Consider the following 16,491-nt stretch of genomic DNA (forward strand, 5'->3'; position numbering starts at 1 on the left):
GATGCGTCTGGGACGCGGTAGGTGCAGCAATGTTAGCAGGGTCAGCCGCAATTGTGGAGAGGGCTGGTTGGCTAGCTACCTGCTACCACGTCTCGGTAATCCGACGCGTCGGCGAGTTGCCAACACCAGCTTTCGCCAAGCGAATACAGGTGCAGTTCCTCGCCGTCCACGACTTGCGGTGCTGAGTGGAACCATTCTGCCTCGCCGTTCTCGTCGAACAGGAAGGCTTGGCGAGCCTCGACGTACATGAGGCTCGGCATCACGGCAGAGAGACTGGTGGCGTCCTGGTGCGTGAACAGCGGGACAGCAAAGCCGTTCCACATGGTGCCGTTCCAATACGCCCACACGACGGCATTGTCTGGCAGCCAGCTGCCCGTCACGCGAACGCGACGCCATGCATGGTTCGTACCGCTCTGCTTAGGGGAATCGTTCAAAGTGTGCTCCGAAGAAAAGTGGAGCACACCGCCAGGGCAGCTGCCCCAACGGGTTGAAAAAAACTGATGGCGCGCGGCCACTGAATCGATGCGTCCGAGACGCGAGGTGTCGCTAGATGCTAGCAGCGTGAGGCTCTTCGATGCAAGGTGGCTACCTCTCCTGGCCGGTTTTCGGGCAAGTCCAAGAGCAAAACGTCTGAGATCGGCCATGAACGGCCGTTCGCCAAGGATGGAAATAGGTCACTGCAACGACTGATCGGGGTCAGTAAGCAGTCGCCATAGCGGGGGAACTCAATGCCAGACCGACAGCTGAGCGATGCGAAGCCACGGGCGATATTTGCTGGACACATCGCCGGCATAGATCAACGCCCACCGTACCCTCAGCAAACGCAAATCAAAACCGGGGAGGTGAAAGCTTCGGACTGCCGTCCCCCCGATTCTGCGTGCCGAGTCTGACATAATTCTCCCGTTCGACTGGCGTTGCCAGTTACGGGAATTTATGTAGTCCTCGACGGGAGCGAATATGGCAGCAGAGTTTGAAGAAATTGGACATTCCGGCGGGACAATTACGTTCGACATTCAAGCAGATGGACGCTACTCGATTCAGTACCGCAGTGACCGCCCTGTCCCTGTCAGCCTCATAGGGTTTTGGATCGCGTTACCGCAGATGGTCGCTATCGCTCCCTATAACCTGGCCATGGGCGGGCAAGACGCGCCCGGGCTACCAGGATGTTTCCCGGTCATCATCAGCTCTGATAGCGAAGGCAAGCACGGGCATCAGTGCGAGGCTTGCAACGGATATTGGCGGAGTGGCCCCGCTCCAACCCGCTGCCCTTACTGTGGGAGGCGAGCACCCTACTTCCACCTTCTTTCGGAAGCGCAGCGCCGCTTTACAGAACATTACTGCAATCTGCTGGCAAACGGCTTGGACCAGCAAGCAGACGTCTCCATAGTGATCAACATGGATGAAGTTGCGGACGCGGTGAAAGCAAGCGGCGAAAAGCCTGCCTTCTACGTCTCTGAGGAAAGCCAACAGCACAAGTTCAACTGCTCGGGGTGTGGTGAATTCAACGACATTCTTGGGCGCTTTGGGTACTGTTCACTTTGTGGTGAACGAAACGACCTGGTCGAGTTCGAGGCAGAGGTGAAGACGCTGCGCGAACGCGTCAACACAGATGTGCCTTCGCACGAACCGATCTGCGATGCTGTCGGGAAGTTTGATTCGTTCGTTGCTCAGTACGCCAAACAACTTGCCGTCAAAGTCCCCATGGTGGAGCGCCGTCGCAAACGCCTGTTAGAACTACGCTTTCACGACCTTGGCAAGACCGCCGACGAGTTCAAGAACTGGTTTGGAATTGACTTCTACGATGGCGTCGGCGCCGATGATCAGGCTCTGGCAGAAAGGCTGTTCCACCGCCGTCACGTCTATGAGCACAACGGCGGTGAAGTCGATCAGAAGTATATTGACGACAGCGGGGACCAGACCGTTAGAGTGAAGCAGCACATCAGAGAAACGCGCGAGGATGCTCACAAGGTTCTAAATATTTTAAGCCGGGCAGCGAAGAACCTGCATCACGGCTTCCACTCCATCTTCCCACCAAAGCGATAGAGTCTGCCATCAAGAATAATGCCTCGCAAAGGCTATCTTCACAGCAGCTTTTTTCGGGGCAGCACGGCGCGCGCAGTACCGGAAAGGCCAGATCATCTTCGGCTTCTTGGTCCCATTCGGCACGACGCGACGGCGCACGGTGCGCGGGACTGATGACGCATGGATTGTTCAGGGCCGGTGTCCTCACAAAGCAGCCGGTCCCATAAGTGCTTTGAGACGGGCTGTTCAGAGTCGTTCTGAGACGATCCCTGGCTGCTCTAACCTGCAAGCACAAATAAAAAAAGCCATCCCCAAACGTCGGGGATGGCGGGCTTCAGTCGGCTTGGCGTGGAGCGCGCGTGCGGCGCTGCTTCGGCTCAGGTAGAACGTACCCGAATCTCGCCCAAGCCTGAGGGTCGATCGGAAGCGGGTTAGTACGCCCCGCTGCCAGATTCACAAACGCGCCGCAGTACTGCAGGGTGCCCGTGCGGAACAGCGTCCAGAGCAGATTGTACGCCTGCACCGCGATCGCCTGATTGATCACCAGCGATTGCCTGCTGAGCGCATCGGCCATCGAACAAGAGGGCGCCGTGTCCTTCTTGTCCCCTTTCGGGTCCAGAAGTTCGGGGAACAGGTCGCCCACATGGGGCAACCGTTCCGCTGCCTTGCCACGGACCTGTCCCAGAATGACCTGGCCGCTGTCCGATTCGTTGCCGCAGTCGAGGTAGTAGCCCCCGCCGCCGCGCGCCATTGCCCCCAGGATGGCCTTGCGGGCGCGCCGCGTATCGACGCAACCAATCACCATGTCACAACGAAAGCGGTCCCGACTGTCAACGCGACTGACCTGCGCTTCCCAGCGCGTGCCCATCAAGTTGTTCAGCCGATTCACCAGCAAGGTTGCCTTCGGTTGCCCAACATCGACCGGATAGAAGCCCTGCCGGCCGACATTGGTCTCGCTGACGAGGTCATCATCGTAGACGGTGCATTCGATACCGCCGGGGTGGCCCAGCTCCAGCATCGCGTGGTGCAGGCGCGCCAGGTTGGGAAGCAGCGCGCTGCCCGTGCCTCCGGCACCAACAACAACGACGTTCCAGGCGCGCCTGGTCATGGCTGTGGGAATGCGATGCTCGATCATGCCACCGCCTCCTGCCTGGCGGCGGCATACCACTCCGCCGGCACCTTTTCCACCTTCTCGAAGATGCCCTTGGCACACAGCCGCAGCGCCATGGAAGGCACCGCGGATGCGCAATTTCCAATCACGAACGCGAACTTCACGTCGTGCCGGTCATCGCCATCGTCGATAGCGGAGAAAGATGCTGCCGAGCGCCCATGGGAATGACAATCGACCACCAGAACTTCATCGGGGCCGAGCTCGGGCCGCTTGTAATTCAGGTGTCGAGCGCTGTGCTCGAGGATGCCGACCGGAACGAGACGGAACGTAGCGGTAGCGGCATTCCACACGATCCAAGCGCCCGTTTCCTTCGGATTGGCAGCGCGCGCCATGGCGGCGAACTCCCCGATCAACTCCGCAGGGATGCGGCCGCAGACCAGGTCCGTCTCCTCCCGCGCGTCACCGTACGGGACAGCGGTGCGGTGCTGGAACTGCCCGAGGCAGCGCACCAGCCTCAGCCACGGGCGGGCGATTTCAAGAAATACACCATTGGCGGCAATGAGAAGCCGCTCGCCCGCCCGGGACATCGGTTCGAGCTTGGAGAAGCGCGGCACCATAACCGACGGGAACGACTGTTGCAGGGTGACATCAGCAGGATGCATGGTCATTTATCCAGTTTGCCGGCGATCAGATCGGCCAGCTTGATTTTCATGGGGATGAGGACTTGCTTCGGGTAGTCGGTGAACCGGCCGTCGAGCATGTCCTTCCAGAAGGCATAGGGGCCGCGCTCGAATTTGACGCGCGGGTTGCCATGGTTGGGGTGGGTGAAGGCAGAGTCGAAGAAGCCCGATTCCCATCCGGCAATGGAGGCAACGTCGATCTGCTTGGGCACGTGTGCACTGCCGATGCAGATCTTTCCGTTGTCCCAGGTGTTGAAGTACGGCGGCTCGTGCAGCAACGACGCCGGTACCGGCCGGTCCTCGCCAGACAGCGCGAAGACGCGGAATCCCGTGTGGGCTGCCTGGAAGACCAGACCCGGATGCGGTACCACTGCACTGCATTCGCCAAACTCACTGCACTTGAAAAACACGCGGCGATGGCCTGGCGGGCACCACCACGTCACCGCGGTAGGGCTGATCGACAGCACATTCGGGGTGAGGAACTCGCCCTTGGGAAGGGACGCTTCTGCAACCTGCCGCACCGCCTGGATCAGTGCCTGGCGATTGAGCGGCGTGCCCGCACCGATGACGGGACGGCCGGTCTTTGCGTCGGGCTCGATCCGATGCGCGGTGGCATACGAAAACTCGGCGACAGAACGGCCATACAGCAAAATGGCGCCTTGCAGCGCCACGTCATGCGACCGCGTCGCGGTCAGGATCTCGGCCATGAGGCCCTCCTAGGAAGAAATGAGTGTCAAGACACGGTCAAGCGCGCCGATGATCCGCAGCATGCTGGCCAGGTCCTCGAACTGCTGGCGGATAGCCTTGCGCTCCGCCGCGAGGGGAATGAAGCACTGGAACATCGTGGCTTCGCCACTGTTGTTCGCGCACTCGAAATGGTTGTCGAGCACCTCCGACACGTAGTCGCTTTCGCAATACGCGATCGTGGCTGCGGAGTAGGCTGGCTCGGCCCATTGGGCGCCGGCAACTGCTGATCGGTCACCAGCTCTTGCCAACGTCAACCGCAGGTCGGCCAACGCCGCGCAAGTTTCGGCCAGCCACGCATCTTCCGAGCGCGCCATGGCGCGCAAGGTGCGTGGTGAAAGCTCGCGCAGCTGGGGCGACCCGGGCAGGACATGGGCATACCGGGGCAGAGTGTCATCGGGCGCAAGTTCCGGCCGCACGACGGAGGGCAGATAGCGCTCGATGTCCGCGTCGTCTCCGCCCCAGTTCTCCTTCAGAAATTCCCGCGCACTGTCGTCGTCGGCCAGGGTGGCGTCGTAGTCCCAGTGCCACCGGGCGAACTCGTCCAGCAACACATCGGGCGTGCGAACGAAGAGTGACTTCGAGCATGCGGCATTGACTAGGCTCATGGCCGTGAAGAGCAGCGATGGGTCTGCGGCACGCAGGGCTTGCGCCCTGGCTTTACCGATGCCATACACTTCTTCACCGGGCAGCTCGATCGCCAGATAGAGCGGCGCCTGCAGCCCGTCCTCCCAACCAAACTGCATGATCTGGTCTGCTGCGGCGGCCTGGTCGATCAGCGCAAAGCCAAACTGCAGGCGCTGACAGTGCGGGATACGCGGGTTCAACCACGCGAACATCGCTTGGGTGAACGCATCGCCGGCCCCGGTGGGGTCGGACACATCGCTCGCACGCAGCACGCCTGCCTCGAACTGTGCGATCACCAGGTCGGTGATTTCCAGCTCGTCGGCGTAAGTCACGCGCCCCGAAACCGGCACGGAAGGCGCGACCCCAGGCAGGGTCAGAAAACCATGGGAAGGTCGACATCCGGTAGCGGGATGCCGTCGGTGTGGCGTCCATGCGGGTTGTTGCTCTGCATGGAGCTCAGGAACAAACGACCGAGGATCGAACAGCATTGTTGGGTCTCCTCAGAATGAAAAAAAACCGCCCTTTCGGGCGGCTCCTGTTTGATGGCGGCGAACTGTCCGGTGGACAGTGCCTTCATGAGGTCAGATTTGCGCATGCGCGCCCTTCGCGCCAGCGGCGCGGACGAACGTGAAGCGCGCGATATCGCCCTGGTGGTCCGGGCCGTCTACCGCGGCGGTAGTGAGTTCCGGATACTGGGCCGAATAGACATCCTTGACCTGCTCCGGGGTGAACTGAGGACCTGGGTCCATCAGCGTCATGCCGTTGTAGGAAAACTCGCGCGTGAGCTTCTTGACTTCGATTGCCATGTCAGCCTCCTTCAGAGCAATGAAGCGAGATCCGTACCGCCCGAAGCAGGAGCGCTGCTCTCGACTTTCGTCGAGGCCTCGCCGCCAGCTCCGCCTTGCGGCTTGCTCTCGTCTTCGCTGTCCTGCTGCGAATCCGACGCATCCGACGGTGCCGCAGCCTTGGCCAACGCCTTGGTGGCCTTGCTCGACTGCGAGGACTTGGCCGCTTCCAGAATGGACTTGGTGGCTTCGGCCTGCTCTGCCAGCGACTGGCGGGCAGCCGTGACGCCGGCCAGGGCTTGCGCGAAGCCCTCGTCCAGCTCGGCGGGCGTGGCCGACAGCGCCAGCGGCGTAGTCAGCGCAGCATCCGCCGCATTCTTGATAACGGGCACAACAACGACGGACATCAGGTCGCCCTGCATGGTGAGCGTGACGACCACTTTCTCACTCGCGCGCACGAGCGCAGCCAGTTCAGTGAACATAGGTGAATCCTTTTGGGGAAATGGAATGACGGGCGGCGCGCCGGTGGCGCGCCCCCGAAAGAGTGGAATGGATCAGTAGCCGAGGACCTTGGGGACCTTGCCGCTGTAGTCGAAGCCGTCGACGGCCAGGAGGCCAGCAACAACTTCGGCCTTCGATTTACCGAACAGTTTGGCAAAACCATCGCCCAGCACCTTGCGGATACCGAGCTCGTCTGCCAGGACCTTCATTTCCGACTTCGTCAGCATCTCGAGGAAGTCCTGCGACTTCTGCAGGTTCCAGTGATTGCGCAAGTCGAGCTTGTGATACCGGCACCACTCACGGAGGTTGCTCACGTCCACGCCGTCTATGGCCGCTACGGTCATGCCAATCGTCAGCTGCTGCCGGCGGCCGGCGTCCAGGCCGTGGACAGCCGTGAGGCAGCCCTGGAGGGTCGATGACGGCTTCTGTTCCGTGAGCTTCTCGAAGAACTTGCCCATCACGTCGCCGCCGATGTTGCGCGACAGCCCGTGCATGGCGATCGCCAGCAAATAGGCATTGGCCTGGTCAGCGTTCTGCGCAACCTCCTTGCGCAGCGCCTTGCGCCAGAGTTCGGTGCGGTACTGCTTCACCTTCTCCGACTCGCTGATCACCGTGACAGCCTTCTCGGCGGGCGCGGAGGACTTGTCGCCCTTCGTTGCCGTGGCCGGCTTGCCACCGCCCTGCTTCACAGCTGGTGCCTTGGCGGCATCACGTTCTGCCTTGATCCGGGCTGCCACCTTTTGCTGGTTGCACGCCGTATCGAAGCATTGACCGCTGAACACCTTGCCCATGGAATCCGGCAGGCCACTCACCGCGGCACCGAAGTTCTGGCAGGCATGGCACGCTTTCGCTTGTTCCTCGCCTACGCCGGTCGGACCATCCACCTTCAGCTGAATGCGGGTATGGTTGTCGCCGGCGCGGACGATGCGAACGATCGGGAACTCTTCCTTGAGCCCGTAAGCAATCCCTTCGAGCTTGCGGTCGGTCTTTTCGGTGTAGCAGGCCCTGTTGGTGCAGTTGCCAGTGGCAATCGCCTCGCTGAACATCTCCGTCTGCAACGAAGAGTTGTGCGGGCACGCCGCGCAGTCGGCCTTGTCAAAGATGGCCGATTCCAGGCTGCACGCGGCGGCCTCGATGGTCTTCTTCAACTCCGACACCGACTTTTTCTCGCTGACTATGACGGGCAAGAGCTTGTCTTGCTTGTCCTTAGCGAGCGTAGCCAGCAGTTCGGCATGGCCGAGCTGGATGGCACGGGTGTTCAGTGCATTAAGGACCGATTCGCTGCAATTCATCAGCGCCAGGCGCTTGTCGAGCGTTGAGCGGGACCAGCCCAGAACGCGCGCCGCTTCATCGCGGTCGCCCTTCAGGAAGCCAACGATGTGCGATGCCGCCACGGCCTCCTCGGAGGGGGCCATGTCGGCACGCTGCACGTTTTCAATCAACGCGAGGCGGTCTGCATCGGCGTCGGTCAGCACCTTCACGACGACGGGGATCTCGTATCCATCGCCATGTGCTTCCAGTGCGGCGCGGTAGCGGCGTTCACCGGCAACCAGCTCGTACTCATGGCCATTCTCATCGTCCTCGATGGGACGAATCAGAATCGGCTGGACGACGCCATCCAGGCGGATGGATTCGGTCAGTTCGGCCATCTGGACAGGATCGAAGTACTTGCGCGGATTGCGGCCAGGACGAATCTTGCCAATGGCAACAGTGGGGTTTTGCATTGTTGGGTTCTCCGAGACGGAATGGGGAACCCGTTGCCGCACCGGGAACAGGTTCCCGGTGGGATGGAAGGATGGACTGGCCCGGCAAAGCGGGAGACCACCGTACTGCAGTAGCTGGCCCCAATGGGGCGAAGGTCGATGCGTCTTGGACGCGGAAAGCAGTAAAAGGATAGCCGAATTCGCCCTCATCGATCAATAGCCCACGCTCCGCCGCCGGAATTGGAGGGAGAGAGAGAAGCGCCGACTCGCTGATGCTCTCTACCGCCGACGGGAAAATGCTCGCTCGAGCAAAAAAAATGCCCTCCGCGTTTGGAGGGCTTAGGGCATCCGAGAGGGTCTCCGTAGCGGGCGCTACGGAAACCATCATAAGGGCTATGTCGCATCGGCTGAGGCCAGAAAGCTAGCCAATACCGACGTCTTTTGACCGGGAAATGGGGCCGGAGCGAGTAACATCCCAGCCCATCCCTCCCTACGGCCTGGCGCGTTCGATCACTGGCGTACGTGCTGGCGGGGCCCAATGGGTTGCGACAGCAGGGTAGTGACTGCACCGGCAACCTGCCAGCCGTCCAACTCCGATTCAAAGATTCCATGTACCAACCGGTCCAGGCAGATCACTTCGATCCCTTCTGCCTCGACTGTACCGAGGATCCTTGCCACGGTGGTGCTACGGGTTCCGCGGCGCTTGATCGTCGCGAGGCCATCGCCGATCGCAATCTTGCAGTCTTCAGTCTTCATGCCGCCTCCTTAAGCAGCTTTCGTTGATCCCTGGCATGGCGGCCATGCAGCTGGGCGAGATCGTCAACAAAATGGTCTAACAGCGTGTCCATGTGCAGGAACGCCTCGTCCTCCAGTTCCGGCGTCGCCCAGTCCAGGCCCGCCTCCATGGCGTCCCGTTTGTGCGCGACCATCTGGTCCTGATAGATGTCGATGCTCCCCGGCAAATGGAAATACACCACCTTCAGCTGCCCTTTTCGGTTCCACCGCAGCGCGCGCCGCATCGCCTGATACTCGATGCGCCACGTCCACGAGCGGTCATAGAAGAGGACATAGTCAGCATTAGGCAAGTTGTAGCCTGCCCGGCCCGATGCCTTGGTGCACAGCAGCGCTGTGGCATTGCCGGCGACGAAACGCTTGTCCTTCGCCGCCACGCGTTTAGAGATCGGGATGCCCCCATGGAACGGTACCGCCTCGACGCCTTTCTCCTTCAGCTGCGCGGCGATAAGGTCGATGACGCCCGGGTTCTCGGCAAACAGGATGGCCTGCTTGCCTTCCCTGGCAATGGCCTCGAGCCGTTTGATCACGGCACGTTGCTTGCTGGTGAGTTGCGCGAGCCTGCCGACGCCGTCCACCCCGTGCTGCGGGTAGTTGGCGGCGAAGTGGACAGCGCGAATCCTGGCCAGGATGGCAATCAGATTGTTCCGGCGTCCGTCCTTTCGGACGTCCCGGTACCAGTCGGCGAACTCGTCTGCTGTGCGCAGGTAGAGCGACAGATGAGCAGGGTCCCAGTCAGTCTCCACCACCTCTACTGCCGGCGGCTCGATCCGAATGTACCGTGAAACGTCCGGCTCGCAGACCAAACGCCGCTTGACGTGCGGCGCCAGCATCTGGCGATACATGGGCAAATTGCCGATCTTGGGGACCTCACGCTTTGCCCCCTCCTGCAGGCTTTCGGCGAATTCCCAGGTCACCCACTCCAACACAACGAAGTCGTTCCGAAAGCGGTCGATACCCCGCATAGCATGCTGTGCAGAGGCCAGCCAGTTCGCCTCAAGATACCCACGCCGGTAGCCATACGGCTGCGCGGCGGTGCCGTCGCCCGCCGTGAACGCGATCAGTCCAAAGATATCGCGCGGATAGTTAGCGATCGGGCTGCCAGTCAGGACATAGCGGCGCTTGGCGGACAATTGCCAAAGCGCGCGGCTTTGGTCACTGCTCGGGTTCGACAACCGCTCCCCCTCATCCGCCACCAATAGCCCGATGCGACGGCGCAGCCGATGCGCGTAGGTGATGCGCAGCGACGCGTCCCGACGTACCGGCATGCGTAGCCGTTCATAGGCGATCAGATTGATGCGTCCGAGCTTGTCCAGATTCTCGGGTGCCTCGATCACATGAATGTCCGAAGCCGGCAGGATCTGCGCCAGTTCCGCACGCATCTCGGGTATCAGCCTGGCTTCCACCACAATCAGACCATGATGGACCCCGGACAGCAGGATCAACGCCGCGGCAAGCCGTGACTTTCCGCAGCCTTGCTCCCACGCGGCGACCGCACCGTTGGGCTTCAACAGCAGCTCAACCAGGTCTTCTTGCTGGAATTCCCAGTCCAGCCACTTGTGAATCCCCAAGGCCAGCAGGCGTCTGCGCAACTGCGAGGCCTGCATGGGATAGCGGCACTGCAGACCTTCATGAACCACTTCCCAGGCCTGCGCTGACTTCTCGACGCTGTAACGGCTGGTGATCTCGTCCAACGAGACAACGTAGTGCTTGCCACTTACCTCGTACGCGTACCGGCCATCCGCTTGGCGAGCAAACTGAACGGCCTGGCCAGCCTTGATTACCGGGCTGCCCCACACCGTGGTGTCCACCAGATGCGTCTTGTTTGCGACGGCCACCAGCTGGTCTACAGAGCCAACACCGGTTGTCCAGACGGCATGCCGCAACGGCAGTGCCTGCCGAAGGCTGCGCCGCATCCGTCGCCGGAAATGGTCCAGAAATCCCGAAGCGAACTCTGGCTCGCCGCCGGCCTGCTTCACGAGGCTCACCAGCTTGCCCAAGGCGGCGACAGGATCCACCTGAACCAGGTAGGTCTCCAAGTCCAGCCGGCCCGTGCCCTCGTAACGAAAGCCGCTCGGCAGCCGCTGCCCTTCCAACGACACGATTCGGCGCTCCAGCACACGATTGAGCACCATCGCTTCGGTGAATCCGCACTCGAAGCCAAGGATAATCCGCCGCCCGTCGTGCGAGATGCGTACCCGTTTCTGCGAAGTCACGGGCCGGGTGATAGCGGGCCCATCATCATCCAGCAGTTGGTGGGCCAGCTTCGGTTCAGCATAGCGACGTTCGTCCCACTGCAGCTCGAGGCTCGGCAGTGGCGTCGCGAGATCCTTGACCGGTCCACGTAGAATGCCGCCCCTCAGACGATACCGACCGAATACGGCGATGGAGGTGCGCACTTCTGCGCCTTCCTCGCGAAACGCATTTTCCGGCAGGTCAAAGACCCCAACCAGACGACTCGCTGCGCCGCTGTATGGTTCGCCATGTGGCAGGCATGCGTCGGCAAACTTGTCGACAAACGTGGTCGGCAACAAGGCAACAACGACCTGCGCGGCGTCCAGCGCCTGAGCCAGCGCATACTCATGGCTCAACGCGCTGGTACCGGGCCCGAAGCGGCCCCAGGTCGTGCAGTCGTAGGGCTGAAGATGGGGAGATTCGAGGTGAATCGAGAACGGCGGGTTGATGAGGGCGATATCGAATCTACGCGGGTGGATTTCCTCCATTCCCGCGTGCAGGAAGCTGCCGTCGAAGCCCGCATTCTCGATGGCCTGTTGTACTGCCGCAATCGTTGGCTCGTGCACATCGACGCCGAAAAGGCTGTGCCGCGCCGGATCTGCAAACTGCAGCAGGCGACCGGAACCGACGGAATTGTCGAGGACGGACACCTTCCTGTCCGGCCGCCAGTCCGCTACTACACCCCACATCAGCCGAGCGATTGCATCCGGCGTGAAGAACTGCGAGAGGTGGCGCTGACGTGCTGCATGCAACTCGCCCATGTGGGCGATCTTCTCGGCTTGGGAACCGAGGCTGACAATTGCCCGTAGGGGCTCATACCAATTGTTCATGAAGGGGTCTCGAAAAAGAAAATGCCCCGCTGTAAAGCGGGGCATGTCAGTTGAAACGTGGCGATCATCGTGCGCCAGGTGGGCGCGCGATGACAGCCAAATGCTTGCCGTGTCAGGATTGGTCTTCCATGAACACCGCGCCGTATTCGCCAATGAACAGCATCAGCTCCTCCGCGATCTGGTGTGAGAACTTGAAATCCCATGCGTCCTTGAAAAAGACGATGTCGAGTCCCGGAAAGCTTCGCTTCTCGCGGTAGCTGTACTCGAGGGTATGGACGTTCATGCGCCCCAGACCGATGCCCAGTGCCGCATGTCCCGCCTTGGCAGCAAACGCCGTGAGGCCCTGCAGGCAATCTGCTGCATGCTGGCAGCTGTAGTAACCCAGCTTCCGCGTGGATCTGCCGTAGCAACCCTCGGATGTCGCACGCAGACGAAGGACCACCGCGGACGCGGTACGCTGGACCTCCTTCTTTCGATTCAGCCCAAAGCCCTTGATGATGCGCTGAGCGGCTTGCTGGTACGCCAGCTCCTTGCCCCCATTGCCGCCATAGCGAGCGCGAAGCGACGCCCACAATCCATCAATGTCGGGAACGCGACCAGCATTGAGAGCCTCACCGATGTTCAGGCCGGCATGCTCCCGCTCTGTGGCATCGTCGATGTCCAGACGCGTGCCCGCCGGAGCGAACTCGCGCCTGGCACGATTAACCACGTTGCCGGCAAGAGAGAAGCAGAAACTCTCCAGCTCCCTTTGCGTACTGTAGTCCGACCGGACCTCAACCGCGTGGGAGTGCTGGGCAATGCCAGCCAAGCTCTCGCGCTCAAAGCTCGCCACGGAGCGATAGGCTGCTTCAGCGGATTCCTGAGCCTTGATGAAGCGCTCGACGATCTCGTTGTACATGCAACCTCCGTTAGTGCAGGGTGATTGCAGGACCAGCAGGCAACGGCGAGAAGCCCATCGCCAACCATGCCGAGACCGGATGATCGGGGAAATCCGGAATAGAGCTGCGGCAGAACGCAACAGGTACATCCGCCAGGTCCACGGTACCGGCTAAGACCTGCTGTCGCCACTGCGCTTGCAGACGCAGCCACGTAAGCTCCGCCCGTGCAATCGCATCCCAGCACGTCGGGACCGTGGCCTCGTCGAAAATTTCAGCCCCTGCAGCCGTCATGATGGCCACCACTTCATGGTAGCGCCCGAGCTCATGCGGAAAGCCGCGGCGCTCGAATGAGAGCGCAACGGGATCCGGGTTGCCAAAGACGCGTTGCAGTTGGCGGATGAAGACAGCGCATTCGAGGCGCGATTGCGCTTCATAGTTGGCTTGACCGACTTGGGCGCACGATTCCTCAGCGGGAACCGGTCCTACCTCAATGGTGAGGGTCTTGGGTGGGAACATGGCGTTTCCTTCTGAAAAATGGGAACGCCCCCATCGGGCGTTCCCCGACGGGTGATAGGAGGCCGGGGAACGCATCCCCGGCCGGTAGTGGAATGGCCCGTGACCTCGACAGGTCAGCCGGCAGTGGCAGGCTTCGGATCCAGACTCAGCAGCTTCGCGAGAAGCCAGCTGATCAGAACCAGAAACTCGATTTCAGCAACGATGTGCAATTGCATTGCTGCAAGGCGATCGTCACCGGTGGTCACAACGAAATACAGCGCCGCGAACAGGTTCAGAACCGTCGCAAGGACGGCCAGCGTGCTGGTACGGGAGGAGATAAGCATGAAAGGCTCCGGAAATGGAGCCTTCCCCATTGGGAAAAGCCCCAATGGGTGGAAAAGCAGATGGCCGGTACGCCGGCAGGGTCGATGCGCTGAAAGCGCGGAGAATCGAGCGGATATTACAGCGAATTGACGCCGGTGGACAAGGCCCCGGCGCGATCAGCCTGCAGCGCGTCGCCGCCGGCTCGCTTCTCGCAGGCGGTTAATCACGTCCCAGCGGCGCAGGTCCACCTCTTCCGGGTTCTCCAGGTTCGAGTGGTCCAGGATCGGACCGTCATCGCCAAACGGCGTGTAGTCTTCGGGCAGCTTGCCCTCTTGCTTCAGTCGGGCGGCCTGTAACTTGGAGAGCCCGTGGCTGGTTTCGCTGATCGCCACATAGTCCCAGCGCTGCGGCACCGCGGCTTCTGAAAACCAGTCTTCACCCTGCCCCGTCGCGACGATTGCGACGACATCGTAGACACTGCCCGTCGCCGATGGCACCGCCCTGACCTCGAAGCGAAGGACCTCCGGCCGCGGATGCCAGAACACCCGATCCAGATAGCGCTTGAAGGTGAAGGCGTCCAGGCGCGCGATCTCCCCGTATTGCGGATCCCCCGGCGGGATGAACTCGCGTTCGCACGCAGGCCGGGTGCCGAGTGACACTTCGCGAAAGCTGTTGGTGGGGGACGCCATGACGATTTCAGTAAAAGAGGGGGTCAATTCTAAAGCTTTCAACGACAACTACGGCAGGCTGGGCCGGGAAAATAGGCAGTTGGCGACTCTCGCCGGCCGGCTGCCTTGACTTTGCATCGGCGCCGGTATCCTGGTCTGAAGACCTCTCGATACCTTGCAGCCATGCGGTTCACTCGCTTCGAACGATACACCCCCATCGACTTCAACACCCGCCGGCAGGCGGCGTTCGCACGCAAGCAGCAGCGCGAACGTGACCGCTACCCGCTCTTCGCCGACCACGTCGCCGGCGAGCAGCACACCTTCGACGAAGAAGTCCTGCGGCGCCAGCGCAACGCCGATCGATTCGAAGCCAGCCAGAGAGCGTTCCAGGCGCGCGTATGGCGCAAGGCCCGTGCCCGCTTCTTCTCGTTGCCAGAAGCCATCAAGGTCCAGATCCGCGCGAAGTGGCTGACGTGGACCGGCCCGACCAACGCAATAACCTTCAGCTATATCGTGGATGAGTTGAGCGGCGACCAGGCACGCCGGGTGGCGCAGGCCAATGCGGCCCACGCTGCCATCCGCGAGCGCGTGCGGGCGTCGATGGGCATTCAGACGGCACTGGAGGTGTCGTGATGACACCCACCGACGAGCAGAGCGACGTCGTTGCCGCTGTAAGAAGCGGCGATCACCTCAAGGTCAAGGCATACGCCGGTGCGGGCAAGACCTCCACGCTCAGGCTGGCGGCGGATGCCCGCGGCCGCGCCCGCGGGCTTTACCTCGCCTTCAACAAGGATATTGCGACGCAAGCTGCCAGCAAGTTCCCGCCCAATACCCGCTGCCGCACTGTCCATTCGATTGCCTACGGTGCAACCCGTCCCGAAATCACACGCAAGCTCAAGAACCCGGTCGAGCCGCCCCATCAGCTGGCCTTGCGTTATCGCCTGGGGCCGGTTCGCCTGCCCACGACCATCGGCAAGGACCTGGAGCTGAGCGCGAGCAAGGTCGCACGGATGGTGATGGACGGCGCGGCGCGCTTCTGCCGCTCTGCCCAAGGCGAGCCGCTCGCCTGGCATATCCCCGTGGAGCCGATCATCCGGGAAGACGAAGCCGAGCACCTGCGCGAATCCCTGCTTCCGCATGTCCGACGGCTGTGGCAGGAATACTGTGACCCCGCGGCGCCATCGGCCATCACCCATGACGTCTACGTGAAGCTATGGGAGCGAAGCCGCCCGACGATCGGCGCTGATTTCATCCTGTTCGATGAAGCCCAGGACGCCGACGGCCTGATGCTGTCGGTGTTGCGCGCCCAGCAGGCGCAAGTGGTCTATGTTGGCGACCCGTACCAGCAGATCTATGAATGGCGCGGCGCGGTCAATGCGATGGACCACATCCGGGCGCCGGAGCGTTCGCTCACCGAATCGTTCCGGTTTGGGCCGGCCATCGCCCAGCTGGCGAGCCGGGTGCTCAACCTGATGGAAGAGGACGTGCCTGTTCGTGGCCAGGAGCACATCGAGTCGCGGATTCTGCACGACTCCACACCGGGGCACGATCGCTTCGACGCCATCCTGTGCCGCAAGAATGCCACGGTGCTGACCCACCTTGCTCAAGGCATTGCCCGCGGCGACAAAGTGGCCGTGCGCGCCAATGTCGACGAACTGAAGGCCTTCGCCGACGGTGCCGAGTTGCTGATGCGCGGCCAGCGCATCGGCTATCCCGCCTCCCTGGCGCTGTTCGAGACCTGGGATGAGGTTCAAGAGTATGCCGAGTCGTTTGCCGGCCGGGACCTGCAGCCACTGGTGAAGCTGATCGACAACGAGGGAGTCGATTACCTGCGCCTGATCCTCTCACGCGTGTCGCCCGAAGCCGAGGCCGACTACATCGTCAGCACCGTGCATCGGGCCAAGGGCCTCGAGTGGGACCGTGTTCACCTCGCAGGTGACTTCAAATTCAAGACCAACGACGAAGGCGACCTGAGCATGTCGCCCGAAGAAATGCGACTGCTGTATGTCGCGATGACCCGGGCCAAGGCCCTGCTCGACATCAGCGAAATTCGCCGCGATCTGTACACGATGTTCCGTGACGCCGGCGTTTAGGAG

General features: G+C 61.7%; 18 protein-coding genes. 3 read left to right on the forward strand and 15 right to left on the reverse strand.

The features are described from left to right. Nucleotides 1-71 precede the first annotated feature (71 nt). A complete protein-coding gene (locus tag AC3WRR_RS00545) occupies nt 72-434 on the reverse strand; it encodes a hypothetical protein (RefSeq protein WP_492295615.1) in 363 nt (120 codons plus the stop codon). Nucleotides 435-957: 523 nt separating this feature from the next. Here AC3WRR_RS00545 and AC3WRR_RS00550 point away from each other — a divergent pair. Beyond that, on the forward strand, nt 958-2,043 hold the full coding sequence (locus AC3WRR_RS00550; protein ID WP_492295616.1) for a hypothetical protein: 1,086 nt from the start codon (nt 958-960) through the stop codon (nt 2,041-2,043). Nucleotides 2,044-2,356: 313 nt separating this feature from the next. Here the strand turns inward: AC3WRR_RS00550 and AC3WRR_RS00555 are convergent, their stop codons facing one another. From AC3WRR_RS00555 to AC3WRR_RS00620, 14 genes are all read right to left on the reverse strand, one after another. After that, nucleotides 2,357-3,157: a PRTRC system ThiF family protein gene (locus AC3WRR_RS00555; protein WP_414248290.1), complete on the reverse strand. Its 801-nt coding sequence runs from the start codon at nt 3,155-3,157 to the stop codon at nt 2,357-2,359. Then, nucleotides 3,154-3,795 carry a PRTRC system protein A gene (locus tag AC3WRR_RS00560; RefSeq protein WP_492296025.1) on the reverse strand — a complete coding sequence of 214 codons (642 nt, stop codon included), beginning with the start codon at nt 3,793-3,795 and terminating at the stop codon, nt 3,154-3,156. Before AC3WRR_RS00560 ends, AC3WRR_RS00555 begins: the two co-directional genes overlap by 4 nt. 2 nt (nt 3,796-3,797) lie before the next feature. Further along, nucleotides 3,798-4,520: a PRTRC system protein B gene (locus tag AC3WRR_RS00565; protein ID WP_492295618.1), complete on the reverse strand. Its 723-nt coding sequence runs from the start codon at nt 4,518-4,520 to the stop codon at nt 3,798-3,800. A gap of 9 nt (nt 4,521-4,529) precedes the next feature. Then, nucleotides 4,530-5,516, reverse strand: a complete 987-nt coding sequence (locus tag AC3WRR_RS00570; RefSeq protein ID WP_492295620.1) for a PRTRC system protein F — start codon at nt 5,514-5,516, stop codon at nt 4,530-4,532. Between the two features lie 41 nt (nt 5,517-5,557). After that, nucleotides 5,558-5,761 carry a hypothetical protein gene (locus AC3WRR_RS00575; RefSeq protein ID WP_232348061.1) on the reverse strand — a complete coding sequence of 68 codons (204 nt, stop codon included), beginning with the start codon at nt 5,759-5,761 and terminating at the stop codon, nt 5,558-5,560. A 4-nt stretch (nt 5,762-5,765) separates the two neighbouring features. Beyond that, nucleotides 5,766-5,990 (reverse strand): PRTRC system protein C, encoded by a 225-nt coding sequence (locus AC3WRR_RS00580; RefSeq protein ID WP_115737278.1) that lies wholly within the window; start codon nt 5,988-5,990, stop codon nt 5,766-5,768. 11 nt (nt 5,991-6,001) lie between these two features. Continuing rightward, on the reverse strand, nt 6,002-6,451 hold the full coding sequence (locus tag AC3WRR_RS00585) for a PRTRC system protein E (RefSeq protein WP_492295622.1): 450 nt from the start codon (nt 6,449-6,451) through the stop codon (nt 6,002-6,004). Between the two features lie 72 nt (nt 6,452-6,523). Next, nucleotides 6,524-8,194 carry a PRTRC system ParB family protein gene (locus AC3WRR_RS00590; RefSeq protein WP_492295623.1) on the reverse strand — a complete coding sequence of 557 codons (1,671 nt, stop codon included), beginning with the start codon at nt 8,192-8,194 and terminating at the stop codon, nt 6,524-6,526. Between the two features lie 489 nt (nt 8,195-8,683). After that, a complete protein-coding gene (locus tag AC3WRR_RS00595; protein WP_492295625.1) occupies nt 8,684-8,929 on the reverse strand; it encodes a hypothetical protein in 246 nt (81 codons plus the stop codon). Beyond that, the gene (locus tag AC3WRR_RS00600) at nt 8,926-12,030 is read right to left on the reverse strand and encodes a helicase-related protein (RefSeq protein WP_492295627.1); all 3,105 of its coding nucleotides are present in this window, start codon (nt 12,028-12,030) and stop codon (nt 8,926-8,928) included. The genes AC3WRR_RS00595 and AC3WRR_RS00600 overlap by 4 nt, the downstream gene beginning before the upstream one ends. 112 nt (nt 12,031-12,142) lie before the next feature. Beyond that, nucleotides 12,143-12,928: a hypothetical protein gene (locus tag AC3WRR_RS00605; protein ID WP_492295629.1), complete on the reverse strand. Its 786-nt coding sequence runs from the start codon at nt 12,926-12,928 to the stop codon at nt 12,143-12,145. A 10-nt stretch (nt 12,929-12,938) separates the two neighbouring features. Next, complete coding sequence (locus tag AC3WRR_RS00610; RefSeq protein WP_492295631.1) at nt 12,939-13,424, reverse strand: hypothetical protein; 486 nt, start codon at nt 13,422-13,424, stop codon at nt 12,939-12,941. A gap of 113 nt (nt 13,425-13,537) precedes the next feature. After that, nucleotides 13,538-13,747, reverse strand: coding sequence for a hypothetical protein (locus AC3WRR_RS00615; protein WP_414248280.1), 210 nt, complete (start codon nt 13,745-13,747; stop codon nt 13,538-13,540). 156 nt (nt 13,748-13,903) lie between these two features. Beyond that, entirely contained in the window at nt 13,904-14,416 is a 513-nt protein-coding gene (locus tag AC3WRR_RS00620; protein WP_492295633.1) for a hypothetical protein, read from the reverse strand. Between the two features lie 162 nt (nt 14,417-14,578). Here AC3WRR_RS00620 and AC3WRR_RS00625 point away from each other — a divergent pair, with 162 nt between their 5' ends. After that, on the forward strand, nt 14,579-15,028 hold the full coding sequence (locus AC3WRR_RS00625) for a hypothetical protein (RefSeq protein ID WP_492295635.1): 450 nt from the start codon (nt 14,579-14,581) through the stop codon (nt 15,026-15,028). Continuing rightward, nucleotides 15,028-16,488, forward strand: a complete 1,461-nt coding sequence (locus AC3WRR_RS00630; RefSeq protein ID WP_492296027.1) for a 3'-5' exonuclease — start codon at nt 15,028-15,030, stop codon at nt 16,486-16,488. Before AC3WRR_RS00625 ends, AC3WRR_RS00630 begins: the two co-directional genes overlap by 1 nt. Nucleotides 16,489-16,491 lie beyond the last annotated feature (3 nt).

The organism is Cupriavidus sp. FW305-3-2-15-C-LB2 (genome assembly GCF_058787575.1).